The sequence below is a fragment of the Firmicutes bacterium HGW-Firmicutes-1 genome, from assembly GCA_002841625.1.
Classification (GTDB): Bacteria; Bacillota; Clostridia; order Lachnospirales; family Vallitaleaceae; genus HGW-1.
In genome coordinates this window covers 441,113-465,788 of record PHAG01000002.1, presented here as the reverse complement: position 1 = coordinate 465,788, position 24,676 = coordinate 441,113, and the positions used below count along the sequence as shown (strand labels likewise).

At 32.9% G+C, this 24,676-nt stretch carries 22 protein-coding genes; all 22 read left to right on the top strand.

Annotated features, from left to right (window positions below; all coding sequences use genetic code 11):
- Window positions 1–19: 19 nt before the first annotated feature.
- The 22 genes from CVU84_04360 (at window position 20) to CVU84_04255 (ending at window position 24,669) form a co-directional block, all read left to right on the top strand.
- Entirely contained in the window at window positions 20–1,276 is a 1,257-nt protein-coding gene (locus tag CVU84_04360) for a hypothetical protein (protein ID PKM96037.1), read from the top strand.
- Window positions 1,269–2,264 carry a hypothetical protein gene (locus CVU84_04355; GenBank protein ID PKM96036.1) on the top strand — a complete coding sequence of 332 codons (996 nt, stop codon included), beginning with the start codon at window positions 1,269–1,271 and terminating at the stop codon, window positions 2,262–2,264. Before CVU84_04360 ends, CVU84_04355 begins: the two co-directional genes overlap by 8 nt.
- Before the next feature lie 118 nt (window positions 2,265–2,382).
- Entirely contained in the window at window positions 2,383–3,786 is a 1,404-nt protein-coding gene (gene miaB, locus CVU84_04350; GenBank protein PKM96035.1) for a tRNA (N6-isopentenyl adenosine(37)-C2)-methylthiotransferase MiaB, read from the top strand.
- A gap of 37 nt (window positions 3,787–3,823) precedes the next feature.
- Entirely contained in the window at window positions 3,824–6,415 is a 2,592-nt protein-coding gene (locus CVU84_04345) for a DNA mismatch repair protein MutS (protein ID PKM96131.1), read from the top strand.
- A 9-nt stretch (window positions 6,416–6,424) separates the two neighbouring features.
- Window positions 6,425–8,353, top strand: coding sequence for a DNA mismatch repair protein MutL (locus CVU84_04340; GenBank protein ID PKM96034.1), 1,929 nt, complete (start codon window positions 6,425–6,427; stop codon window positions 8,351–8,353).
- A gap of 10 nt (window positions 8,354–8,363) precedes the next feature.
- The gene (locus CVU84_04335; protein ID PKM96033.1) at window positions 8,364–9,308 is read left to right on the top strand and encodes a tRNA (adenosine(37)-N6)-dimethylallyltransferase MiaA; all 945 of its coding nucleotides are present in this window, start codon (window positions 8,364–8,366) and stop codon (window positions 9,306–9,308) included.
- A 133-nt stretch (window positions 9,309–9,441) separates the two neighbouring features.
- A complete protein-coding gene (locus tag CVU84_04330) occupies window positions 9,442–9,684 on the top strand; it encodes an RNA chaperone Hfq (protein ID PKM96032.1) in 243 nt (80 codons plus the stop codon).
- Window positions 9,685–10,962 carry a hypothetical protein gene (locus CVU84_04325; GenBank protein PKM96031.1) on the top strand — a complete coding sequence of 426 codons (1,278 nt, stop codon included), beginning with the start codon at window positions 9,685–9,687 and terminating at the stop codon, window positions 10,960–10,962.
- A 266-nt stretch (window positions 10,963–11,228) separates the two neighbouring features.
- On the top strand, window positions 11,229–11,882 hold the full coding sequence (locus tag CVU84_04320; protein PKM96030.1) for a hypothetical protein: 654 nt from the start codon (window positions 11,229–11,231) through the stop codon (window positions 11,880–11,882).
- The gene (locus tag CVU84_04315) at window positions 11,857–13,083 is read left to right on the top strand and encodes a hypothetical protein (GenBank protein ID PKM96029.1); all 1,227 of its coding nucleotides are present in this window, start codon (window positions 11,857–11,859) and stop codon (window positions 13,081–13,083) included. Before CVU84_04320 ends, CVU84_04315 begins: the two co-directional genes overlap by 26 nt.
- Before the next feature lie 297 nt (window positions 13,084–13,380).
- Window positions 13,381–16,017 (top strand): alanine--tRNA ligase, encoded by a 2,637-nt coding sequence (locus tag CVU84_04310; protein ID PKM96028.1) that lies wholly within the window; start codon window positions 13,381–13,383, stop codon window positions 16,015–16,017.
- 261 nt (window positions 16,018–16,278) lie between these two features.
- Window positions 16,279–17,331 (top strand): galactose-1-epimerase, encoded by a 1,053-nt coding sequence (locus CVU84_04305; GenBank protein ID PKM96027.1) that lies wholly within the window; start codon window positions 16,279–16,281, stop codon window positions 17,329–17,331.
- A gap of 177 nt (window positions 17,332–17,508) precedes the next feature.
- Window positions 17,509–18,789, top strand: a complete 1,281-nt coding sequence (locus CVU84_04300) for a capsule biosynthesis protein (protein PKM96026.1) — start codon at window positions 17,509–17,511, stop codon at window positions 18,787–18,789.
- 128 nt (window positions 18,790–18,917) lie between these two features.
- Entirely contained in the window at window positions 18,918–19,091 is a 174-nt protein-coding gene (locus tag CVU84_04295) for a 30S ribosomal protein S21 (GenBank protein PKM96025.1), read from the top strand.
- Window positions 19,092–19,113: 22 nt separating this feature from the next.
- A complete protein-coding gene (locus tag CVU84_04290) occupies window positions 19,114–19,557 on the top strand; it encodes an aspartyl-tRNA amidotransferase (GenBank protein PKM96024.1) in 444 nt (147 codons plus the stop codon).
- 212 nt (window positions 19,558–19,769) lie between these two features.
- Window positions 19,770–20,048 (top strand): sporulation protein, encoded by a 279-nt coding sequence (locus CVU84_04285; GenBank protein PKM96023.1) that lies wholly within the window; start codon window positions 19,770–19,772, stop codon window positions 20,046–20,048.
- Between the two features lie 17 nt (window positions 20,049–20,065).
- Complete coding sequence (locus CVU84_04280; GenBank protein ID PKM96022.1) at window positions 20,066–21,316, top strand: hypothetical protein; 1,251 nt, start codon at window positions 20,066–20,068, stop codon at window positions 21,314–21,316.
- A complete protein-coding gene (locus CVU84_04275; GenBank protein PKM96021.1) occupies window positions 21,279–22,238 on the top strand; it encodes a phosphate starvation-inducible protein PhoH in 960 nt (319 codons plus the stop codon). The genes CVU84_04280 and CVU84_04275 overlap by 38 nt, the downstream gene beginning before the upstream one ends.
- 89 nt (window positions 22,239–22,327) lie before the next feature.
- On the top strand, window positions 22,328–22,828 hold the full coding sequence (locus tag CVU84_04270; GenBank protein PKM96020.1) for an rRNA maturation RNase YbeY: 501 nt from the start codon (window positions 22,328–22,330) through the stop codon (window positions 22,826–22,828).
- A complete protein-coding gene (locus tag CVU84_04265; protein PKM96019.1) occupies window positions 22,825–23,190 on the top strand; it encodes a UDP kinase in 366 nt (121 codons plus the stop codon). Before CVU84_04270 ends, CVU84_04265 begins: the two co-directional genes overlap by 4 nt.
- Window positions 23,191–23,211: 21 nt before the next feature.
- Window positions 23,212–24,279: a DUF3048 domain-containing protein gene (locus tag CVU84_04260; protein ID PKM96018.1), complete on the top strand. Its 1,068-nt coding sequence runs from the start codon at window positions 23,212–23,214 to the stop codon at window positions 24,277–24,279.
- Window positions 24,280–24,288: 9 nt separating this feature from the next.
- Window positions 24,289–24,669, top strand: coding sequence for a cytidine deaminase (locus tag CVU84_04255; GenBank protein PKM96017.1), 381 nt, complete (start codon window positions 24,289–24,291; stop codon window positions 24,667–24,669).
- The last annotated feature ends 7 nt before the right edge of the window (window positions 24,670–24,676 follow it).

Sequence of the window (24,676 nt, the reverse complement as noted above, 5' to 3'; positions counted from 1 at the left end):
TGCGGATTGAGGTGATTTTATGAGCAAGAAATTATTGAAGTATTACGCTGTGTTTTATTTCGTGTTGCTAAGTATTATCATTTACATCAATGTATCCTTCGCTATAAAGCAAGATTTTAACACATACCCTTCGGTGGTTATCTTGTTTTTACTTATTTTATTATTCATTTTAAGCTTTATTGGAATATCAAAATTCTTTAAAAGTTATGCGACATTTCATAATCTATCTAAGAGCTTAAATTTGAAAAACATTTTATATGATTTATTAAACGAATCTGGAAAACTTGAAACTAGAGAAGAACTATATGACTTAATACTCGATAAAGCTATATTGGCTCTTTCTAATGCAAATAAAGGTTCGATTTTGAAGGTTATTGATAATCAGGTCTTTTCTTTTGAAGCTGCAAAGGGCTTTGATATGAAAATGTTAAAAAAGATTTCTCTTAAACTTGAAGAAACATATTTATACAAAGAAACCAAAGGAAAGGTTGATAGGACTGTAATTATCAACAATTCATCTGAATACAATAGAGAAAGTGTTTTAGAGGAAAATCAACTTTTGTTAAGTCTTATTGGAATGAAAGACATTCAAACTACGATCAGCACTCCGATCATAGTGAATGGTAAGCTATGGGGTATGATAAACGCAGATAGTATTAAGAAGGATGCTTTTTCAGCGGAAGATGTAAAAAGCATTGAATTGTTCGCTTCAGAGGTCGAAAAAGTGATTAAGCTTTACGATAGTTTAGAAGAAAATCAATATTTATTAAAGTATGATACACTAACACAAGTTTTTAATAGAAGGTACTTTAACGAGTTAATTGAAAAAATTATGGGGGATATTACTCCAATGGATTTTTTTACGTTAGTCTCAATTGACTTAGATAATTTGAAGAGAATTAACGATCGTTATGGTCATGAACAGGGTGATAACTTACTCATTCGTTTTTCAGAGGGAGTTAAAAACCATTTACATAAAGAAGATATTTTTGCAAGATATGGAGGAGACGAATTCCTCATATTATTAAAATCAAAACATATTCATGATGCTGAAAGAATAATGTATGAAGTAAACCTAGACTTTTCAGAAACATATTTAAATATAAATGGACAGAAAGAAAAGATATCCTTTAGCTATGGTATTGTAGAGTTTCCTATAGATGGAGAAGAAGGACATAATTTAATGAAAATTGCTGATGAAAAAATGTATACTTATAAAAGACTGAAAAAGGCAAATGACTACTTAAACCATATTGGAGATTTAGATAATGAATAATTGGATAGATCGTTATGTTTATGCTGTATGTGAAAAGTTACCTAAAAAGCACAGAGAAAGTATAGAAAAAGAAATACGTTCTTCTGTTAGTTATGCGATAAACAACAAGAGATTGCAAAACGAGGACTCATATATCATGAGTGATGATGATGTTTTTGAAGTTTTCCTAGAACTAGGATCTCCAACTAAAATGGCTGAAAAATATTATCCAAATTATAAGTATTTAATTGGTCCGGATTTATTTGAATTATATATTTTACTATTATTTGTTGTAACATTTTCTGTATGCTTTGCAATTGGTATAACCACGCTTGTTTCCGTAATTTGTGCACAAGACGCTTTCCATACCCTTATTGTTAAATTGCCGATGCAGCTGATTTCTGCAATTCTTATTTCGATTGGGTCGGTAACGTTAATTTTTGCACTTATTCAGTATTTTAATCATGAAAATAGATTTAATATCAAAGCGATTAAAATGAAATGGCATCCAAAGGATATGAGAGTGGTTCCACCAATAAAAAATAGGTTAAGAAGACGTGAAACAATTATTGCGCTTTGCTTTACAACACTTGTGATTATCATTTTCAATTTATTCCCTAGACGAATAGCGATTTATACTTTTTCGGGAGATATATCCACGATCATGCCTATTTTTGACTTAGGGGTATTGAAATATTATATGAAATACGTTAATATATTCTGGTTCGTTCAAATATTAGTTTATGTGTATCATCTCAAAACAAGACAATGGACCATTTTTTCTAGGGTTGTCACAATTATTATTAGCTTAGGAACATTATGGGTAATACTGAAAATGGTTAGTAATCCAGCAATACTAAATAGTAGTTTAAATAATGTTTTATTACCTTCAAATTCATTTCCAATAACCAATTTTATTTCGATGTTTATCAAAGGATTTCTTGCAATCGTAATGGTCTCAACAACATATGAGGTTGTACGTCATTTTTATTATATGATTAAAAAATAATCTAGAAACATCTACTACCTAATTTTAGTGTTGAAAAATAGTTGATTATCCAGTAAAATGATAGAGATATTACAGATTGATAGAATTAACTGGATACATATTAGGAAGGAACACTTAAATGAGAGAACAAGTAACAATAAGTCACGAAGAAGCCAATAGACAAAAGGAAATTATCTGTAGATTAAGCAAAAAAATGAAAGGTAATAATTTAACATATTTTATCACTACACTTGGATGTCAAATGAATGCCCATGATTCAGAAAAGCTAAAAGGGGTTTTAGAAGAAATTGGATATACTCCATCAGATATAGAAGAAGATGCGGATTTTGTTATATATAATACTTGTTGTGTTCGAGAGAATGCCGAATTAAAGGTATATGGAAGAATTGGATACCTAAAAAATATCAAGAAAAAAAATCCCAATATGCTCATTGCTTTATGTGGTTGTATGATGCAACAAGATACAGTCGTTCAAAAGCTAAAACAATCCTTTAGGCATATTGACTTGGTTTTTGGTACTCATAATTTATATAAGGTCGCAGAATTAATTGAAACAAGATTAGAAACTGGTGAAACCATTTTTGATATATGGACGGAACATGGTGATATAGTTGAAGATTTGCCTAGCATTAGAAAACTTTCTTTCAAGGCAAGTGTTAATATCATGTATGGGTGCAATAATTTTTGTTCCTATTGTATAGTTCCCTATGTGAGAGGCCGTGAAAGAAGTAGAACACCAGAAGACATTATAAATGAAATTAGAACATTAGCATCAGAGGGTGTTGTTGAGATTATGCTCTTAGGGCAAAATGTCAATTCTTATGGTTCAAGTTTAGATGTTAATACAACATTTGCGACACTGCTAACTCAGATTGAGAAAATAGAAGGTATTGAACGTATACGATTTATGACTTCTCATCCAAAGGATTTGTCAGACGAGCTCATTGAGGTTATGGCAAAATCCACAAAATTATGTGATCAATTGCATTTGCCTTTCCAATCAGGCAGTACATCAATATTAGAAAAAATGAATAGAAAGTACACCAAAGAGCATTACTTGCAGTTAGTTGACAAGGTTAAAAAATCTTGCCCTGATATTGCACTTAGTACAGATATTATAGTTGGCTTTCCGGGTGAAACGGAAGAAGATTTTATCAATACGTTAGAGGTAGTAGAAAGTGTAGGCTACGATTTTGTGTATACCTTCATTTATTCTAAAAGGACAGGCACTCCAGCAGCGATTATGGAGGAACAAATTCCAGAAGCTGTTTCTAAGGAAAGGTTTAACAGATTATTAAAGCTTGTGAATGCAATTGCTTATGAAAAAAGTGTAGCACATGTTGGAAAGGTATATGATGTGTTAATTGAAGAGGTAAACCAACAAAATCCTTCTCTAGTATCTGGTAGGTTATCAAATAATCATTTAGTTCATTTAAATGGTGGACAAGAGTTAATTGGTAAAATACTATCTGTCAAAATAACTAGCGCTAAATCCTTCTATTTGAACGGCGAATTAGTATAAATATGAGGTAAACAAGATGTCAAAAGCATATTCACCCATGATGCAACAATACTTTGATTTAAAAGAGCAATATAAAGATTGTATCCTATTTTTCAGACTAGGTGACTTTTATGAAATGTTTTTCGAGGATGCTCAACTCGCTTCTAAGGCATTAGAAATTACATTAACTGGAAGAGATTGTGGTCAAGATGAGCGTGCACCTATGTGTGGGGTGCCTCATCATGCAGCAGAGAATTACATAAACAAACTTATTTCAAAGGGGTTTAAAGTTGCAATTTGTGAGCAAGTTGAAGACCCTAAGGAAGTAAAAGGGATTGTGAAAAGAGACGTAGTTAGAATTGTAACTCCAGGAACAAATCTTAATATGCAATCCTTAGATGCAACCAAAAATAACTTTTTGATGTGTATTTTTAATAATGTAGTTCATTTTGGCGTTGCATATGTAGATATTACAACTGGTGATTTTTATACAACAAGTATTACAGGAGAGCAAAAATTAATAGATGAGGTTGCTAAAGTCAGCCCCTCCGAAATTATTTTAGATAAATCACTTGAAACACATTTAGATCTTCTAGAAATGTTTAATAGAAGAGTACATGCCTATGTTGGCATAAGAGAAGATTGGTCCTTTGATAAAAAACGATGTAGTGATGTGTTACAAAATCATTTCAAAATGGGTGCAATAGAAGGGCTTGGACTTTCTGGACATATGGAGTCCTTGATCGCTTCAGGAGCTCTTTTAGACTATTTATTTGAAACGCAAAAGGGTAGTGTTAAACATATTACTAAAATTCATTATTATGATGCGGATGACTATATGGTTCTTGATTTATCAACGAGAAGAAATCTAGAAATAGTTGAAACCTTACGAGAAAAAGAAAGAAGGGGTTCTTTATTATGGGTTTTGGATAAAACCAAAACAGCTATGGGTGCTAGAATGCTTCGAAGCTTTCTTGAACAACCCTTAAAACAAATAGAACTTATTCAAAAAAGATTAGATGCAGTAGAAGAGTTGTATCAACAACCAATCTTAAGAGAAGAACTGAAAGAGCTATTAACACCGATCTATGATTTGGAAAGATTAATGAGTAAAATTAGTTGTCAAACAGCAAATTCCAGGGATTTAATCGCTTTTAAGCAATCCTTAGGAATGTTACCCTATATAAAAAATAGTATTCATCATTGTCAATCTTCATTATTACAAGAAATATGTAGGGATTTTGATACACTTGATGATTTGTATTTATTAATTGATCAAGCAATAGAAGATGACCCACCAATTTCTATTAAAGAAGGTCATATTATCAAAACAGGCTATCATGCAGAGGTTGACCGATTAAGAAGCGCAGGTACAGAAGGCAAGGAATGGCTTGCAAACTTAGAAATGCGTGAACGAGATGTAACAGGAATTAAAAACTTAAAAATAAATTATAACAAAGTATTCGGTTATTATATAGAAATAACCAAGTCCTATTTAGATATGGTTCCAGAAGAACGCTATACAAGAAAGCAAACGCTTGCCAATGCTGAACGTTATATAACTCCAGAATTAAAAGAAATGGAAAACACGATTCTTGGCGCTGAGGAAAAAGTAGTTTCTCTTGAATATGAACTATTTGTCTCTATAAGAAATGAGCTTGCTGAAGCGGTGGAACGTATTAAAACGACATCAGTTCAAGTATCCTTGCTTGATGTATTACAATCCTTAAGTGATGTGGCAAGCAAGCAAAACTTTGTAAGACCAAAGATTGACAACGATCAAGGGATCTCAATAAAGGATGGTAGACATCCAGTGGTAGAAAAAATGATGAACAATGATCTGTTCATCACAAACAATACTTATTTAAATAGTCTAGAACATAGATTTTCAATCATAACAGGACCTAATATGGCTGGTAAGTCAACGTATATGAGACAAGTTGCTTTAATTGTTTTGATGGCTCAGATGGGTAGTTTCGTGCCCGCAACTGAAGCAACAATTGGTGTTGTAGATAGAATCTTTACAAGAGTTGGAGCTTCTGATGATTTGGCTTCTGGACAAAGTACCTTTATGGTTGAAATGACAGAGGTTGCAAATATTTTAAGGAATGCTACCAAAGATAGTTTGATTATTTTAGATGAAATTGGAAGAGGAACAAGTACCTTTGATGGACTTAGCATTGCATGGGCAGTAGTAGAATACATAGTCGGTAATACCTTAGGTGCAAAATCTCTTTTTGCTACCCATTACCATGAGCTCACTGAGCTTGAAGGAACAATAGATGGAGTAGTTAATTATTGTATCTCCGTGAAAGAAAAGGGAGACGATATTATATTTCTGCGAAAGATCATTCCAGGTGGTGCAGATAAAAGCTATGGAATTCAAGTTGCTAAGCTTGCAGGAGTTCCAGAGAATGTGATCATAAGGGCTAAAGAAATACTTCAAGAATTAACGGATGCTGATATCGCAACACATACGAATAGCAAAAAGCTTATTGAGCCGAGAAAGGAACAACCTATTCAACTCAATTTATTTGATGCAACAGACAGTGAAGTTGTTAGTATGATAAAAAACATTCAACTGAATCATATTACACCATTAGAAGCCTTAACCTTATTAAGTGAGCTTCAAAAAAAGGTAATAAAGTAGAGGATAATTATGTCGAAAATACAATTACTAGATCAAAATACAATTAATAAAATTGCGGCAGGCGAGGTTGTTGAACGGCCTGCTTCTATTGTAAAAGAATTGGTTGAAAATTCTATTGATGCAAAAGCCACAGCAATTACTGTTGAAATTAAAGAAGGTGGTCTTTCTACAATAAGAATTACGGATAATGGGATTGGTATTGATGCTTCAGATATTAGCAACGCCTTTTTGAGACATTCAACGAGTAAAATAAAAAATATTGAGGATTTAATTACGGTTTCATCCCTTGGTTTTCGAGGTGAAGCACTTGCTAGTATTGCATCCGTATCTCAAGTAGAAATGATTACAAAAACTTATGATCACTTAACCGGTATTAGATACCTTATTGAAGGTGGATTTGAGAAGAGTATCGAAGAAATTGGTTGCCCGGAAGGTACGACCTTTATCATCAACAATATGTTCTATAATACACCCGTAAGAAGAAAGTTTTTAAAAGCACCAATAACAGAAGCCGCATATGTATCGGATTTGATGAATAAGTTAGCGTTAGGAAATCCACAAGTATCATTTAAATTCATTAATAACAATCAAATTAAGCTGCACACATCAGGAAATAATCAGTTACAAGACTGTATTTTTACTGTATTTGGAAAAGATATCGCAAAAAATTTAATAGAGTTAAATGAATTGAATGGAGATTTCCATATAAGAGGATATATTGGTAAACCTGTAATTAGTCGTGCAAATCGTAGTTATGAAAATTACTATATAAATGGGCGATATATAAAAAGTAAAGTGATCCAAAAAGCAATTGAGGATGCCTACAAATCTAAATTAACGATACATCAATACCCATTTACAGTATTTAATATAGAAATATTATCTGAATACATTGATGTGAATGTTCATCCAACGAAGATGGATATTCGTTTTAATAACGAGCAGGAAATCTATGATGTATTATATAGCGCTCTTACAAAAGCATTGGTATCAAGCGAATTGATTCCAGAGGTGACCTTTGATAAACGAAAAGAACAACCAAAACCCATCATTGGCAGGTCTATTCCTGAACCCTTTGAAGCAAATAGGTTACAAGGAAATTCATCAAATTTTACAAAGGACTTTTCAAAGATTCAACCAATCAATAACAGTGTTTCAGAAGCGTCCAAGCAGTATTCAAGCCTAAAAGAAAGCATTCTGTTAAAGGATTCATCGAATATAAATGAAAACAACAGATCGATGGGTATCCCAAATATCGTTCAACGTGTGAACATCCCTGAAGCAAGTATATCGAACAACGAAGCCTTAAAAGGAACACAAATAGACTACAAAAAAGAACTTTTCACTGACGTTGCTACTGCAAAGGAACATAAAATTGTCGGGCAATTGTTTAGTACCTATTGGATTATTGAATTTAAAGATAAATATTATATTATAGATCAACATGCAGCTCACGAGCGAGTTCTGTATGATAAGATAATAAAAGGACTAAAGGATAAAACAGCCTATTCCCAGAAATTACTTCAGCCATTGATTGTTCACTTATCCATGAAAGAAAAAATCAGATTGGATCTTCATCAACATTTATTTTTAGAGATTGGTTTTGAAATTGAAGATTTCGGTGGGGATGCTATTGCAATTCGTTCAGTACCTTATATTTTTGATCGACCAATGCATCCAAATGATTTTGTTACTATTTTAGATAGACTTGATAATGAATATAAAGAGGAAAAATATGGTATACTTATAAATGAGATTGCGTCAATGGCATGCAAAGCCGCTGTGAAGGCTCATGATCATATGACAAGTTTAGAATATCAACAATTAATCGATGAACTCTTGCTCCTAGAAAATCCTTTTAACTGTCCTCATGGTAGGCCAACAATCATTTCTATGACTAAGTACGAATTAGAAAAGAAGTTCAAAAGAATACAGTAGGAGTGTAAATATGAAAAAACCACTTATCATCATTGCTGGGCCAACAGCATCAGGAAAAACAAGCTTATCAGTAGAACTTGCAAAAAGAATCAATGGAGAAATTATTTCAGCAGATTCTATGCAAGTATATCGGTATATGAATATAGGTACTGCTAAGGTCAGCAAAGAAGAAGAACAGGGAATTAAGCATCATCTAATAGATATGATTGATCCAAAAGAGCCCTTTAATATTAGGATATTTCAACAAAAAGCGAAAAAAGCCATTGATGAAATTTTAGAAAAAGGGAAAATCCCGATTCTTGTAGGGGGAACTGGGTTTTATATTCAAGCAATTTTATATGATATATCCTTTGAGGAAACTCAAAACGACAATTCCTATAGATGGTCACTTGAAAAATTAGCATCAGAAAACGGAAATGAATATTTACATAGCTTATTAAAGGAAGTAGATGAAGAATCCTATAAGATTATTCACCCAAACAATGTTAAGCGTGTAATACGGGCATTAGAATACTTCCATCAAACAGGTTCACCAATATCAAAGCATAATGAAGAAGAGAAGAAGAAAACATCACCCTATAATTTTTTGTTTTATATGTTAGATATGGATAGACAAATTTTGTATAACCGAATTGATACAAGAGTAGACGAAATGTTTGAAAAAGGACTAGTTCAAGAAGTCTCTGATTTAAGAGATAGGGGCTATACAAAAGAATTGGTTTCTATGCAAGGCTTGGGATATAAAGAAGTTTTTTCTTTCTTTGATGGTAAATGTGATTTAGAAGAAGCAAAGTACATCATCAAAAGAGATACAAGACATTTTGCTAAAAGGCAATTTACTTGGTTTAGAAGAGAAAAAGACATTTGCTGGCTAAATTTAGATTTATTTGAGTTTAATATTGAAAATATTTTGTCCAAAATAATAAAAGATATTGAAGAAAAACAATTTTTGTAATAGAATAGAACTAAGCATTCATTTTACCAAGTGAAAGTTCTGCTTACATTTGGTTACGAGACTAAACTATTTATAAGTCTAGTACCTTTGAGAAAATAAATGTAAATCACGAAATTATAAGGGGGACATCATCATGAGTAAGGCCATAAATTTACAAGATGTGTTTTTAAATCAAGTTAGAAAAGACAAAACATCTATTTTGATTTATTTAACAAATGGTTTTCAATTAAAGGGTATTGTTAGAGGTTTTGATAACTTTATTGTTATTTTAGAAACAGAAGGCAAGCAACAAATGATTTACAAGCATGCAATATCAACAATTATCCCTTCAAAAGAAGTTCAATTAATGGTAGAAGAGCGCGAGGGAATGTACTAGATGATACAATCCATGTATTCGAAGTTAAACATCTCAAAAGAGGTGTTTGATTTTTGTAATGGTATTGAAGCAGAACTATCAGATCGATTCTGTGAAATTGATTTGGTTGCAGAATATAATCAGCTCAAAGTGATTTATAGTATGCAACAAAATAGAGTAAGTGATACACATTTTGCAGCAACAACGGGGTATGGATATAACGATCTAGGTCGTGATACATTAGAAGAAGTTTATGCGTCTGTATTTAATGCGGAGGCTGCTTTGGTGCGTCCACAATTAATATCGGGTACTCATGCACTCACGGTTGCGCTATTTGGCAATCTAAGGCCTGGTGATGAGCTTCTCTGCCCTGCAGGTAAGCCATATGATACGCTTGAAGGTGTTATTGGAATAAGGCCTACAAATGGCTCGCTTATGGAGTATGGCATTACTTATAAGCAGGTTGAACTTCTACCAAATGGCGCGTTAGATTACGATAGTATTAAAAAAGCTATTACAGTTAAAACGAAGCTAGTAAGTATTCAAAGATCGAAAGGTTATTCCATTAGGCCAACTTTATCTGTTGAACTAGTAGGGGAATTAATATCTTTTATAAAAAAAATAAACAATCGTATTATCTGTATGGTTGATAATTGTTACGGTGAGTTTGTTCAAAAGATAGAACCTTCAGACGTAGGTGCAGATTTGGTGGTTGGATCATTAATCAAAAACATAGGTGGCGGATTGGCACCTATTGGTGGATATATCGTTGGGAAAAATGTGTATGTTGAAGCTGCAGCAAATAGACTGACAGCCCCAGGTCTAGGGAAGGAAGTTGGTGCAACTTTAGGACTCAATCAAACCTTCTTTCAAGGGCTATTCCTAGCTCCTCAAGTTGTAGCAAGTGCTCTTAAGGGTGCAATTTTTACTGCAAATGTATTTGGAAAGTTAGGATATCATACATTTCCGAGTGCTACAGAGGAAAGATATGACATTGTGCAAGCTGTAAATATGGAAAGTGAAGACGGAGTAATTGCTTTTTGCCAAGGGATCCAAGAAGCTGCTCCTGTTGATAGTTTTGTTAAGCCGGTACCTTGGGAAATGCCTGGATACGATGTTCCGGTAATCATGGCGGCAGGGACTTTCATACAAGGCTCTTCAATAGAGCTAAGTGCAGATGCACCAATGAAACCACCATATACAGTGTTTTGTCAAGGTGGGTTGACTTGGCATCATGCTAAACTAGGAACAATGAAAGCACTTCAACAATTGGTTAATGAAAAAATTATTATTATTTAACCGATGTGCAAGCGACGATTGCATTCAGTTACGAAACCGTAACAAGACTCATTTAGAACACTCCTTGTGGATTCACAAAGGGTGTTTTTATTTGCTTGGATTAAGCCATTGATTAAAGAGTAATCAGTCCTTTTTGGAATTTAGATTGAGCTATTATATGACATTAGGTATAATTAGTATATAACTAACTATAAAAAGGTCCCTAAAAATAAAATGAATCACGTATTATATAATAAGAGTATCATACATACTTGGGGGTACTAATGATGAATATTGACAACAAGAATGAATTTATTTCTGAACATTTCCCTTTCATCATAAAGGCTGTAGCAGATTATACCAAAAAATATGTAGAAGTAGAAAATAGCGAAGAATTAAGCATAGCTATAGAAGCTTTCAATCATGCTATCGATCATTATGAGGAAAGTAGAGGCAATTTTTTCTCTTTTGCCAAAACAGTTATTGTCAATCGATTGATTGATGATACTCGGAAAAAATCAAAAATAATTCAAATTACATTTGAAGATTCACAGGTGAGTGCTTATGAACATTTCGAAGAGGATACTCTTCTAAAACATGAGCTTATGAAATATGAGCAAAATCTATCTACTTTTGATATTACTTGGGACGATTTGGTGAGAACGGCGCCGAAGCATAAATTAACTAGAAGTCAAATTTTTATACTTGCTATTAATTTAAGTAAAGATGAAGAAATAACAAGAAAAATATTTGAGAAGAAAAAATTACCAATAACTGAAATATCAAACCTTTTTAGTGTTTCAAAAAAGTTTTTAAAACTACATAAGGAGTTGATAATTGCCATTGTGGTTGCCTACGAAGAGAAAGTACACACAATCATACAATGGATTGAAAACATTCTAGGAGGGAATATTCATGATGAAAACAGGTACGATTGTTAAAGTCGATTCAACCTATGCCGTTGTATTGTCGGATGAAGGAAAACCAGAAAAAATCAATTATAAACTGGGAATGTCACTAGGTCAAAAAGTTTATTATTTTAAAGAAGATGTATATACAATAAAAAGTAAAATAATGAAAATGAGTGCTCTTGTAGCTTCGTTATTAATTGTGATATTGGTTGCTACATTACTTGACTTTGGTGGTACGACATCAAATGCAAAACCATACGCTATTGTAACGGTTGATATCAATCCAAGTGTTGAAATTGAACTAGATACAGATAATATAGTTATGAAAGTAACAAATTTAAATGATGCTGCAACAGACATTATTTCAAATAATATGATAGGGATGAACATAGAAGATGCATTAGAATTATTGCTTAATAATGCTCAGGTTAAAGGGTTTCTATTAGAAGATGGTTCGATTTTAATTTCATCGGTTATACTTGAAGAAGATGAAGACACCACTGTTGATGCGGCTACTGATGACGAAGATACTACTGAAGAAGAATCTGCACTAGAAGAACGCATCCAAGCTTTCATGGAAAAGAAAACTGAACAATATAATTTCTTATATGTTAAAGGAACTGACGAAGCGCTAAAAGCAGCAAATTCACAAGGTTTATCGCTAGGAAAATTTGAAATGCTTAAGTTTTTAGATGACGACATTACGCAAGAAGAAATCAAAGAAATGAAAGTTGCTGCAATAGCAGAAAGAAAAGAAATTATAGAATTAAACAAATCAGAAAAAAGAGCATTGAAAATTATTCGTAAAAATCAATCTGAAGATAGTACTGAAGATAGTACTGAAGATAGTACTGAAGATGAATTGCAAGATGCAGAAAAAGTTACGTTTGAAGATGACATAAATACTGAAGATACAACCGATGAATTCATTCCTTCAACTAAAAATAACTCAAATTTAAAAAGCAATTCTAAAAAAAACGACGCGAGTATTGAAAATGAAAAAAAAGATAAAGCCGTTGACATCACAACCGATAAGAATAAGGTGATAACACATAATGATAACGATGATGATAAGGATTCTCTAAATGATGAGAACACCAATAAGAATATGAAAGATAAAAATGATGATGTTAATGATTCTTTATTAAAAAATAATAAAAACAAGAAAGATGATACTAAAGAAAACAGTAATGACAATGATAATCAAACAAATGGTAGTAAGAAAAACTAATTTAGGCGTTTATTGAATTTATATATAGAACATTAATACGTAGAAGAGGCTGCTTCATCACAAAGAAGTGGCCTCTTTTATTATTATAGACTTAAATTGCTTATTAATGTTATCATTAGTGCTATAATGACAGCAGAACGATATGGTTTCAACTCAAAAAATTAGATTTTGATATATAAATTATTTGACAAAAACTACTAACTTATTTATAATTTTAAATTAGATTGTTATGATTAAAAGTAAATATTTAACGACGTTACTATTGAGAAGGCGTGTTAATATACAGGAGGATTCGTTGTGAAAAGTTATGGACTGAATGAACTTAGAAAAATGTATCTTGATTTCTTTGAAAGCAAAGATCATTTGAAAATGGATAGTTTTCCGTTGGTACCACAAAATGACAAGAGCTTATTGCTCATCAATGCAGGTATGGCACCTTTGAAGCCTTATTTTACAGGACAAGAAATACCACCAAGAAATCGTGTTACTACATGCCAAAAATGTATTAGAACAGGTGATATTGAAAATGTTGGTAAGACTGCACGTCATGGTACTTTTTTTGAAATGCTTGGCAACTTTTCTTTTGGAGATTATTTTAAAGAAGAAGCAATCATTTGGGCCTGGGAGTTCTTTACAGAAGTTCTTCAAATACCAAAGGACTTGTTATATGTTTCAGTTTACTTAGAAGATGATGAGGCAGAAAAACTATGGCATGAAAAAGCACATGTGCAGATGGATCATATTGTAAGAATGGGTAAGGAAGATAATTTTTGGGAACATGGAGCAGGACCTTGTGGACCTTGTTCAGAAATCTATTTTGATAGAGGCGATGCTTTTGGATGTGGATCAGCTGACTGTAAGGTAGGTTGTGATTGTGATCGGTTTGTAGAAATTTGGAATTTAGTTTTCACGCAGTTTGATAAAACTGATGCTGGAGAGTATGTATTGCTTCCAAAGCCAAATATTGACACAGGAATGGGTCTAGAGCGTCTTGCAGTTATGATGCAGGGTGTAGACTCGATATTTGATGTAGACACTGTCAAAGCGATCAGAGATGCCGTATGCGAAGCGTCTCATGTAGCCTATAAGGCTGACGCCAAGGTAGATGTTTCTATTAGATTAATAACCGATCATATTCGATCAGTAACCTTTATGACTTCTGATGGTATTTTACCTTCAAATGAAGGTAGAGGTTATGTTCTTAGAAGATTGTTAAGAAGAGCAGCTCGTCACGGCAAATTATTAGGTATAGAAGGTAAATTCTTATCTAAGCTTGCTGAAGTTGTAATTCAAACCTCCAAAGATGCATATCAAGAGCTTTTTGAAAAAGAAGCATATATTTTAAAAATAATAAGTGTAGAAGAAGATCGCTTTGATGAAACGATTGATCAAGGACTGTCTATACTCAAAGGATATATTGAAGATTTAAAAGGAGCTAACGAAAAGATTTTATCTGGAGCTAGTGCTTTTAAATTATACGATACCTATGGTTTTCCTCTTGACTTGACATTAGAGATATTAGAAGAAAATGACCTGAAGGTTGACGAAGATGCTTTCAAAAAAGAAATGAATGAACAAAGACAGCGTGCTAGAGCAGCAAGAGAAGAAACAAACTATATGGGTGCAAAAGAAACAGTATACAATCAATTAGATACAAACCTAGAAAATGAATTTGTTGGGTATGAGACCCTTGAACATACTTCTAACGTAATTGCATTAACCACGCAAGAAGATGTTGTTACCTTGGTGAATGAAGGTCAAGAAGTAAGTGTATTTGTAAATGAAACACCTTTTTATGCTTTAAGTGGTGGTCAAGCAGCTGACGTGGGTACGATTTATACAAACTCATGTGAAATTTTAATTCATGATGTACAAAAAGTAGTGGGGAATAAAATTGCACATATAGGGACTGTAACAAAAGGTTCTCTTAAATTAGGAGAGACAGTATCTTTAAAAGTAGATACTCGAAATCGATATGCAATTGCTAAAAATCATAGTACAACACATTTGCTTCAAAAGGCACTGCGCAATATAATCGGAAACCATGTTGAACAAGCAGGTTCAAATGTAAATGCAGAACGACTCCGATTTGACTTTACTCATTTTACTGCATTAACTAGTGAAGAATTAGAGAGCGTAGAGAAAGAAGTAAACGAAAAAATATCTGAAGGTCTTAAAGTAAATATTCAAGAAATGTCCATTGAGGATGCAAAAAAAGCAGGAGCTATGGCTCTTTTTGGAGAAAAATATGGAACTACAGTTAGAGTTGTAAAAATGGGTGATTACAGCACAGAACTATGTGGTGGTACACATCTTAATAATACTTCAGAAGTATCAACCTTTAAAATTATTTCTGAGACCGGTGTAGCTGCAGGGGTAAGAAGAATTGAAGCACTCACTTCTGACGGCGCTATTTCATATTATAAAGGACAAGAAGACATTGTTAGAGAGCTTGCTGCAAAGGTAAAATCAGAGCCGACAGCTATTGTTCAGAAAGTTGACAACCTCCTTTTAGAGCTTAAGAAATTGCAATCTGAGAACGAAAAACTCAAATCCAAGGCTGCTCGTGGTGCAGTAGATGATTTATTAAGTTCAGTTGAAAAGATTAAGGATGTAGAATTACTATGTGCCTCAGTAGTAGACATTGATATGAACGGATTGCGAGATATGGGTGATCAGTTTAAACAAAAGCTGAAAAATGGGGTTGTAGTACTTGCGAGCAAAGCAAATGATCAAGTTAACTTAATTGTCATGGCCTCAGATGAAGCTGTAAAAATGGGTGCTCATGCAGGTAAAATGATTGGAGAAATTGCCAAAGTAGTTGGTGGTGGCGGCGGCGGACGACCAAATATCGCCCAAGCAGGTGGTAAAAATCCTGAAAAGATTGAAGAAGCCCTTATTAAGGCAAAAGAAATTTTGCAAACACAATTATAAGATACTTAAACCATATAAATTGCATCTACTTAAATTAGTAGGTGCTTTTCTATTTGCAAGGATGTTGTGCATAGCAATACAATTGAAGAATCTGCAGAAGAAAATTTAAACTAAGATTATGGAGTGGTAATTTCATTTCTGTTAGTGTTATAATTGCTTTAATAGTTGTAATGATTGGTGTATGTATTTCTAAATACACAAAATTTAGTAGAAGTATTTAAAGCGTATTGCTCTAAAAAATATTTAGATGAGAGGTATGGCATGAAGAACGAAGTGAATTTTTTTGGAATAACAAATAGTGGGCAAGAAGTAAAAAGATATACTTTGACGAATGATTTTGGTTATTCCGTAAGTATATTAAATTATGGAGGTATCATTTGTGGAATAAATATTCCTGATAAAGAGGGCGTAGTTGAAAACATCGTATTAGGACATACTACCATAAAAAATTATGAAGAAAATTCTCCTTACTTTGGTTGTATTACTGGAAGGACAGCTGGAAGGATAAATAATGCTGAATTTAAAATAGATGAAACAATTTACAAGCTAAACAAAAATAATGGAAATCATAATTTGCATGGTGGGTTAAAAGGCTTCGATAAAGTGATTTGGAGTGCTAAGGAACTCATTGAGAGAGATTGTATAGGATTATCCTTGAATTACGTAAGCAAGCACTTAGAAGAAGGCTATCCAGGTAACTTAGATATGACAGTAATTTATAAATGGAACAATGAAAATGAATTAACCATTCGTTATTTAGCTAACACGGATATGGAAACACCTATAACATTAACAAATCACACATATTTTAATTTATCAGGTGACTTGTCAACTACGATACTAGATCATGAGCTACATATAGCAGCAGATCAGTTTGTTAAAATCAGCGCAAATTTGATTCCTTTCGATATTAGCAATGTAGAAGGAACACCTTTTGATTTTAGACTAGCGAAAGCAGTAGGACAAGATATAGATTTGGAGGATGAACAAATTAAGAATGGAAAAGGTTACGACCATCCATTTGTTTTAAATGGATCAAATAAACCTCAAATTACCTTGGTACATAAAGATAGTGGAAGAAAATTATCTGTTTTAACAAACGAAAAATGTTTGGTATGCTATACTGGAAATTTTTTAACTACAGAAATGAAAGCATATGATCATATCTCAATTCAACCTAGAAGCGGTATATGTTTAGAAACTCAATATTATCCAGACTCTCTTAATTTTGAATTAGTGCCTTCCAAAACACTCAAACCTTCAGAGACCTACGATCAGACTACGATGTATAAGTTTTCAGTATTGAAGATTTAAAAGCACAGCACTTATTTATGTTCCACCTAGTTCAAAGTGCATGTAAATTAAAATTTATTTGTAATTACAAAGAAGATATGATAATATATTATTGTTTAAATGAAGGATATGTAGTAAGTGTAATTCTATTACGGAATAATAATATGTTATTAAAATACTTTTGCATGGAGTAAGCTTATGTTAAAAAAGGGATATCTATATTTTATTATATTAATAGTCATGTTCGTTTTTTCTGCATGTAATAACAAGGCTGTAGAGGTAATAAGTGAGGATGCAGTAAGCGAGCAAGAGGAAACAACTACAATACCTACTGAACCTAAAATTCAATTGGTAACACTTAAAACAGTAGGCGATATTATGTTTCACAGTAATCAATTAACTAGATCATATGATAGTCAGACAGGATTATTCCAATTTGAAGATACCTTTGTTCACGTACAGAGCTATTTAACGGATTCTGATTATACGATCGGGAATCTTGAAACAACCTTTGGTGGTCCTAACGGTGCATATGATTTCAATGTTGAGGAACGAGTTGCAGGTTATAGTGGTTACCCGTGCTTCTGTACTCCTGATATTGCTGCTCAGAACATAAAAGCAGCTGGTTTTGATTTGCTTACTACCGCAAACAATCATTCCTTAGATAGTAAAGAAGTTGGACTTTCTAGAACACTAGATATATTAGACAAAAACGAACTTCTACACGTAGGTACCTATAGAACCAAGGAGGAAGCGGATCAAACCCAAATTGTAGATATAAATGGGTTAAAATTCGCCTTTGTAAGCTTTACATATGCAATGAATGGATTTGTTCCATCAGAAGGTAATGAATATATAATTAATTCCTTAGACATGTTCGAACCAGAAAAAGAAAAACAAATGTGCGAACTTGTGAAAAAAGCTTCTGAGTTAAATCCGGATTTTGTAGTTGTAATGCCACATTTTGGAAATGAATACACTGAACTTCCGAATTCATATCAAGAGAATCTTGTTAATGCTCTGTTTGAATCGGGAGCAGATATTATTTTGGGAAGCCATCCACATGTACTACAACCGATTGAACTCCGTGAAAATAGTAGAGCAGATGGTACAGTAGAACAAGGCCTTGTTATTTATTCCTTAGGAAACTTTATTTCCTCCCAAATGCATGAACCAGGAGTCAACAAGGATTTAGGCGTTATTATGGGGTTAGACTTCAAAAAAATTGATAATCAAAAGGCAACAATAGAAGGAATATCCATAGTTCCTACTTATACTTATTGGAGCAAAGAAGTAATTGGTATTCTTCCAGTAGTAGAAGCATTAGAGAAGATAAGTAATCAGAGTTTGACCATGCCACAATATGACATTAAGAGACTTGAATTTGCAAAAACATATACAATAGACCACTTAATGACATACTTAGAGGGCTATAATTATAGCCTTGAAAATAACGAGTTTTACATCCCATTAAAATAATCTAAATCAAAAGACAAAAATGTATTGACGAATCCGAGAAATATGATATAATTTATAATAGTGCTAAAATTTATTCTCCGAAGTTGTAGGCCAGCACTAATTACAACTGGAGGGAGGTTGAATTGGCTATGTCAAATGTGGTTATTAGAGACAATGAAACCCTTGATAGTGCTCTTAGAAGATTTAAAAGAAATTGTGCTAAAGCGGGTATCATGCAGGAGATTCGTAAAAGAGAACATTACGAAAAACCAAGCGTAAAGCGTAAAAAGAAATCAGAAGCGGCTAGAAAACGTCGTTACTAATTTTCGTGAGGATGATTAAGCAATGTCATTAAAAGAACAGTTATTTGAAGAGCTAAAAAATGCCATGAGAGAAAAAAACACCTTACGTAAAAATACAGTTCAGTCTATACGCACCGCGGTACTTCAAGTGGAAAAAGATGACCATGTTGAGCTATCTGATGATGGAGTTATTCAAATAATAGCTTCACAACTAAAAAAGCGCCGGGCTGCATTGCCCGAGTATGAGAAAAGTGGAAGAGAAGATCTAATTTCTGAGCTAAAACAAGAAATTGAAATGCTTATGGAATATCTACCACAACAGTTATCGGAAGAAGAGATTACTGTAATCGTACAGCAAACAGTTGAAGAATTAGGTATCACAACACAAAAGGACATGGGTAAAGTGATGTCTGCTGTCGTCGCCAAAGTAAGCGGAAAAGCTGATAACAAACTTGTAAGTCAAATAGTAAGAAAAGTATTGGCATAGATAATAAAAGCTATCGATGAATTCGATAGCTTTTATTCGTGTATGCACAATATTGTGAATACCAAAATTATAATACGAGTATGAATTCTGAACGGCTTAGATAATACTCAGCTATTCTACCATCTTAACATACTAACCATATCCCCCCTTCAAATTCATATTTCCCCTTTCAAATTAATAAACTGTAATAGAACATATGAAGGGGGCTTGCCATGAAGAAAAAAGCAAATAAAAAGAAAAACAAAATTAATTTCACCGAAATATTTGAAGTACCCAAAGATGTAGTATTAGGAGAAGCCATTATTACTTTGACTGGTAAGAGAGAAGCAATCATAGAAAACTACAAGGGAATTGTCGAATATACAAACGATTATATCAAAATACTCACAAAAAATGGTGTCATTGAGTTTAAAGGATCTAACTTTAATATTACATATCTTACGAATGAAGAAATAAAAGTGATAGGATCCATTGTTGAAATAAATTATTAATTCATTAGGAGGTTGTTATGATCCTATCATTATGGAAATATATGCAAGGATATGTTGTCATACAAGTTCGAGGATATTCACCGGAAAGATTTATTAATCTTTGTGCAAACAAAAACATTTATATCTGGAATGTAAGAAAGATTTCTGAAGGTTATGTTTTTTGTATTAGTGGAAAGGCTTTTTTTATGTTATCACCTATAGCCAAAAAAACGAAATGCCGTGTGAAAATATTAGAAAAGGTTGGATTGCCTTTTAAGTTTTTAAGGGTTAAAAAAAGAAAATATTTCTTTTATGGATTACTATTTAGCATTGCGTCTGTTATCTTATTATCATTTTTTGTATGGAGAATTGAAATAGATGGAAATCTCAACTATACAAATGAAGAAATCACTGCATATCTGGCACAACAAAATATCACGATTGGCAGTTTGAAGCCGAAAATCAAATGTTCTGAACTAGATGATCAACTCTTGTCTCATTTTAATAAAACGATGTGGGTAAGTAGTGAATTGGTTGGAACTAAGCTTATTATACATATTAGAGAAGGTGTGGAATCAGAAATCATAGTAGACAATAAAAAGCCCTGTGATATGATTGCCACAAAGAAAGGAACGGTTGTGTCAATTATAACTCGAACAGGAACACCATTGGTTAAGCAAGGAGATGAAGTAGAAAAAGATGCGATTTTAGTAAGTGGAACGCTAGAAATCAAAGAATTAACTGAAATAAAAGCAGTCGAATTTACTCATTCGGATGCTGATATATTTATAAGGACTAAGCATCCTTATTCAGATACTCTTGAATACCAATATATTGATAAGCAATATATTAAGGAAAAAGAAAAAAAAGATAAGGCATTTCAACTCTTTCATTTTAAAATTAATGTTCTAAAGCCAAATATGAAAGCATTTCGCTATGATACAGTTGAAAAACAAACTCAAATAGAACCTATTAAAAATTTCTATTTGCCCATTTATTTTACCACTACAACATATATGCCATTTGAAGAGGTAGAAAAAGTCTATTCACCTGAACAAGCAAAAGAAATATTAACACAGCGCTTAATTTTACACATGAAAAAACTTGAAGAAAATAATATACAAATACTCTCTAATGATGTAATATTTAAAGAAGATAAAAAGTCGTTCATTGCATCAGGTTCCATTTATGTAATTGAAAAAAATGGCGATATAAAATTTTTTGATGAGACTATACGGAGGCAGGAATATAATGAGTATTTTACAGAAGAAGATGGAGATACCCCATGACATCATGTTACAAGTTTTTGGAAGCTTTGATTGCAACATAAAACTAATTGAAGACTCCCTAAATGTAACCATTGTAAACAGGGGTAACGAAGTTAAAATTTCTGGTAATGAGGATAAAATAGAAATTGCGGAAAAAGCTTTGATAGGATTAATAGATGTTGCTAAGAAAGGTATCGAGATCACTACTGCAAGTATTGAATATTACTTAGGATTATCTAAAAACGAAAAAGAAAAAGCTGATCAAATTAGTGAGGGTTTTATTTGTACAACAACAAATGGGAAATTTATTCGGCCAAAAACTTTAGGTCAAAAACAATATATAGATTATATAAAAGAAAAAATGATTGTTCTAGGAGTTGGTCCGGCTGGTACAGGGAAAACTTATTTGGCAATGGCTATGGCAATTACGGCATTTAAACGCAATGAAGTGAACAGAATCATATTAACGAGACCAGCAATTGAAGCTGGTGAAAAGCTAGGTTTTTTACCTGGCGATTTGCAAAGCAAAGTTGATCCTTACTTGCGTCCACTATATGATGCTCTGTACGAGATCATGGGTACTGAGAGCTTTCTTCGAAATATGGAAAAAGGTTTGATAGAAGTCGCTCCATTGGCTTATATGAGGGGTCGTACTTTAGACCATGCATTTATCGTTCTTGATGAAGCACAAAACACCACTCCTGCACAAATGAAAATGTTTTTAACCAGAATTGGATTTGGATCTAAGGCAGTCATTACTGGTGACTTAACGCAAAAGGATTTGCCACCAGACAAATTATCAGGCCTTGAAGTAGCGATTCAGGTGTTAAATCCAATTAATGAAATTGGCATTGTACACCTAACAAACAAAGATGTAGTACGGCACCCATTGGTTCAAAAGATAGTTGAAGCATATGAAAAGCACGAAGCGATGAATAACTAATCTCAACAAATCTTGACAGTAATCACAATAAAAGTATAAAATAGTAATGAAAACGATGAATCAAAATTTTTCGGAAACGAGGTACTTATATGTCCATAATAATTACAAATGATACAAGCTTTGAATTAAATGAAAAATATACAGAGCTAATTCATAAAACTGTTGCAGAATGTCTTACTCATGAAAAATGTCCCTTTGATGTGGAAGTAAGTATGATCTTTGTTAATAACGAGGAAATCAGAAAAATGAATAAGGAGCATAGAGACATTGACACACCAACAGATGTCTTATCCTTTCCATTGTTAGAATATGATGACCCAAGTGATTTTAGCTTTGTTGATGAAGTAGATGATAGTGAATACTTCAATTTGGATACGAATGAATTGGTACTAGGCGATATCGTAATTTCAATAGAAAAAGTAATTGAACAAGCTGAAGCTTATAACCATTCCCTTGAAAGAGAGCTTGGATTTTTAATAGTTCATAGCATGCTTCATTTATTTGGTTATGATCATATTGATGAATATGAATCAGAACAAATGTTTAAAATCCAAGAAAATATATTAGAAAAAGTAGGCCTTGTCAGATGAAAAACAGACTTCTAAAAGATAGCTTTAGAAATGCTTTTAGTGGTATTTTTCAAGCATTCAAAACAGAACGAAATATAAAATTGCATTGTGTATCAGCAATTCTTGCTGTTGTATTTGCATTAATACTCAAATTCGAATTGATTGAATGGATCATGATTGTGTTTACCATTACGGTTGTTTTTACTACTGAAATGTTAAATACAGCAGTTGAATATGCAATCGATATGGTTTGTGGAGATAAATACAATGAAATTGCCAAATATGCAAAGGATATTGCTGCTGGAGCGACACTAATTGCTGCATTTGGTGCTATTTGTGTCTTTTTATTGTTATATTTGCCAAAGATATTCCAACTTCGATAAATACACCTAAGGAGTAAAAGCATGATGAAAAAAACATGGGTTATACTAATGATGTTGATGTTGATTTTTACCATTACTGCTTGCAAAAAGGAAATCAAACCCTTAATTGCCGTTGAGGTAAAAGCTGAAGAAGATAATGTAGTAGAAGAAGAAGTGATTAATCATGATAACGATGCTATAAATCCATTAACAGGTCTTTATATTAGTAAAGAAGCTGCACTTCGCAGACCGATTGGAATAATGATTAACAACTTAAAGGCGGCACAACCTCAAAGTGGAATTGGACAAGCTGATATTATATATGAAACCTTAGTTGAAGGGGATATTTGTAGATTGTTTGCAGTATTTCAAGATTTTGATGCGGAAAAAATTGGCCCTATAAGAAGTGCAAGGCATTACTTCTTAGATTTTGCATTTGACTTTGACGCAATTTATGTACATTATGGTCAAAGCCCACAAGCAGATATTGCTATCAGTAATTTAGGTGCTCCTAATTTAAATGGACTATCTTGGTTAGATACGATTATGTGTTTTCAGGATCCTGAACGGGTTCGACCACATAGTACATATACGAGCTATGAAGGACTCATGGCTGGTTGGGATAAAAAAGAATATAGAAAAGAACTGAATACTGAAATTGAAAGTAAATTTACCTTTAGCGAAGAAGATTACACACCTGAGACATTAGTAAATGCAAAGGTGGTGTCCTTGCCATATTCGTCTTATAATCAACCATGGTTTGAATATAACGATACGGAAGGTCTGTACTATAGATTTCAATTTAATGAAGAGCAAATTGATGTTGAAACAAATGAACAACTAAAATTCAAAAATATTATTATACAATTAGTTGATATATGGCGTATATCGGGTGATACTGAAGGAAGGCTAGATATGGACTTAATTGCGACTGGTACAGGTTACTACATAAGTAATGCTAAGGTAATACCAATAACCTGGGAAAAGACTTCTCATGAGTCTCCTACAAAGTATTATAATGAAGACGGTTCTGAATTATTGTTAAATAAAGGAAAAACATGGATTGCCGTTTTTCCATCTCATAAAGAAGATCAAATTACTTATGAATAAGGAGATAGTATGACAAATCAAGACTTAATCCATGAAGCTAAAATAGCAATGAAATTTGCGTATGTGCCCTATTCGAAATTTCAAGTAGGTGCCGCACTATTAACGAAGAGTGGTAAGGTATATAGAGGTTGTAATATTGAAAATGCTTCCTTTGGTGCTACAAACTGTGCTGAGAGAACAGCAATATTTAAGGCTATATCAGAAGGAGAAATGGAATTTGATAAAATTGCAGTTGTAAGCTCTTCGAATGAACATACTTACCCATGTGGTATCTGTCGTCAGGTATTGGGGGAATTTATGCATGAGGGTGAAGCGATTTTTGATAATGGGAAAGAAATATTGGTATTAAAAGTATCTGAACTATTACCATACAAATTTAATTTATTATAATACATGA

What these genes read in the sequence shown, in the direction of transcription:
- CVU84_04355 (PKM96036.1), top strand. Translation starts at nt 1,269, where the DNA reads ATGAATAATTGGATAGATCGTTATGTTTATGCTGTATGTGAAAAGTTA.
- CVU84_04270 (PKM96020.1), top strand. Translation starts at nt 22,328, where the DNA reads ATGTCCATAATAATTACAAATGATACAAGCTTTGAATTAAATGAAAAA.
- CVU84_04290 (PKM96024.1), top strand. Translation starts at nt 19,114, where the DNA reads ATGTCATTAAAAGAACAGTTATTTGAAGAGCTAAAAAATGCCATGAGA.
- CVU84_04300 (PKM96026.1), top strand. Translation starts at nt 17,509, where the DNA reads ATGTTAAAAAAGGGATATCTATATTTTATTATATTAATAGTCATGTTC.
- CVU84_04340 (PKM96034.1), top strand. Translation starts at nt 6,425, where the DNA reads ATGTCGAAAATACAATTACTAGATCAAAATACAATTAATAAAATTGCG.
- CVU84_04330 (PKM96032.1), top strand. Translation starts at nt 9,442, where the DNA reads ATGAGTAAGGCCATAAATTTACAAGATGTGTTTTTAAATCAAGTTAGA.
- CVU84_04275 (PKM96021.1), top strand. Translation starts at nt 21,279, where the DNA reads ATGAGTATTTTACAGAAGAAGATGGAGATACCCCATGACATCATGTTA.
- CVU84_04255 (PKM96017.1), top strand. Translation starts at nt 24,289, where the DNA reads ATGACAAATCAAGACTTAATCCATGAAGCTAAAATAGCAATGAAATTT.
- CVU84_04285 (PKM96023.1), top strand. Translation starts at nt 19,770, where the DNA reads ATGAAGAAAAAAGCAAATAAAAAGAAAAACAAAATTAATTTCACCGAA.
- CVU84_04305 (PKM96027.1), top strand. Translation starts at nt 16,279, where the DNA reads ATGAAGAACGAAGTGAATTTTTTTGGAATAACAAATAGTGGGCAAGAA.
- CVU84_04295 (PKM96025.1), top strand. Translation starts at nt 18,918, where the DNA reads ATGTCAAATGTGGTTATTAGAGACAATGAAACCCTTGATAGTGCTCTT.
- CVU84_04345 (PKM96131.1), top strand. Translation starts at nt 3,824, where the DNA reads ATGATGCAACAATACTTTGATTTAAAAGAGCAATATAAAGATTGTATC.
- CVU84_04260 (PKM96018.1), top strand. Translation starts at nt 23,212, where the DNA reads ATGATGAAAAAAACATGGGTTATACTAATGATGTTGATGTTGATTTTT.
- CVU84_04265 (PKM96019.1), top strand. Translation starts at nt 22,825, where the DNA reads ATGAAAAACAGACTTCTAAAAGATAGCTTTAGAAATGCTTTTAGTGGT.
- CVU84_04315 (PKM96029.1), top strand. Translation starts at nt 11,857, where the DNA reads ATGATGAAAACAGGTACGATTGTTAAAGTCGATTCAACCTATGCCGTT.
- CVU84_04335 (PKM96033.1), top strand. Translation starts at nt 8,364, where the DNA reads ATGAAAAAACCACTTATCATCATTGCTGGGCCAACAGCATCAGGAAAA.
- CVU84_04320 (PKM96030.1), top strand. Translation starts at nt 11,229, where the DNA reads ATGAATATTGACAACAAGAATGAATTTATTTCTGAACATTTCCCTTTC.
- CVU84_04325 (PKM96031.1), top strand. Translation starts at nt 9,685, where the DNA reads ATGATACAATCCATGTATTCGAAGTTAAACATCTCAAAAGAGGTGTTT.
- CVU84_04280 (PKM96022.1), top strand. Translation starts at nt 20,066, where the DNA reads ATGATCCTATCATTATGGAAATATATGCAAGGATATGTTGTCATACAA.
- CVU84_04360 (PKM96037.1), top strand. Translation starts at nt 20, where the DNA reads ATGAGCAAGAAATTATTGAAGTATTACGCTGTGTTTTATTTCGTGTTG.
- miaB (PKM96035.1), top strand. Translation starts at nt 2,383, where the DNA reads ATGAGAGAACAAGTAACAATAAGTCACGAAGAAGCCAATAGACAAAAG.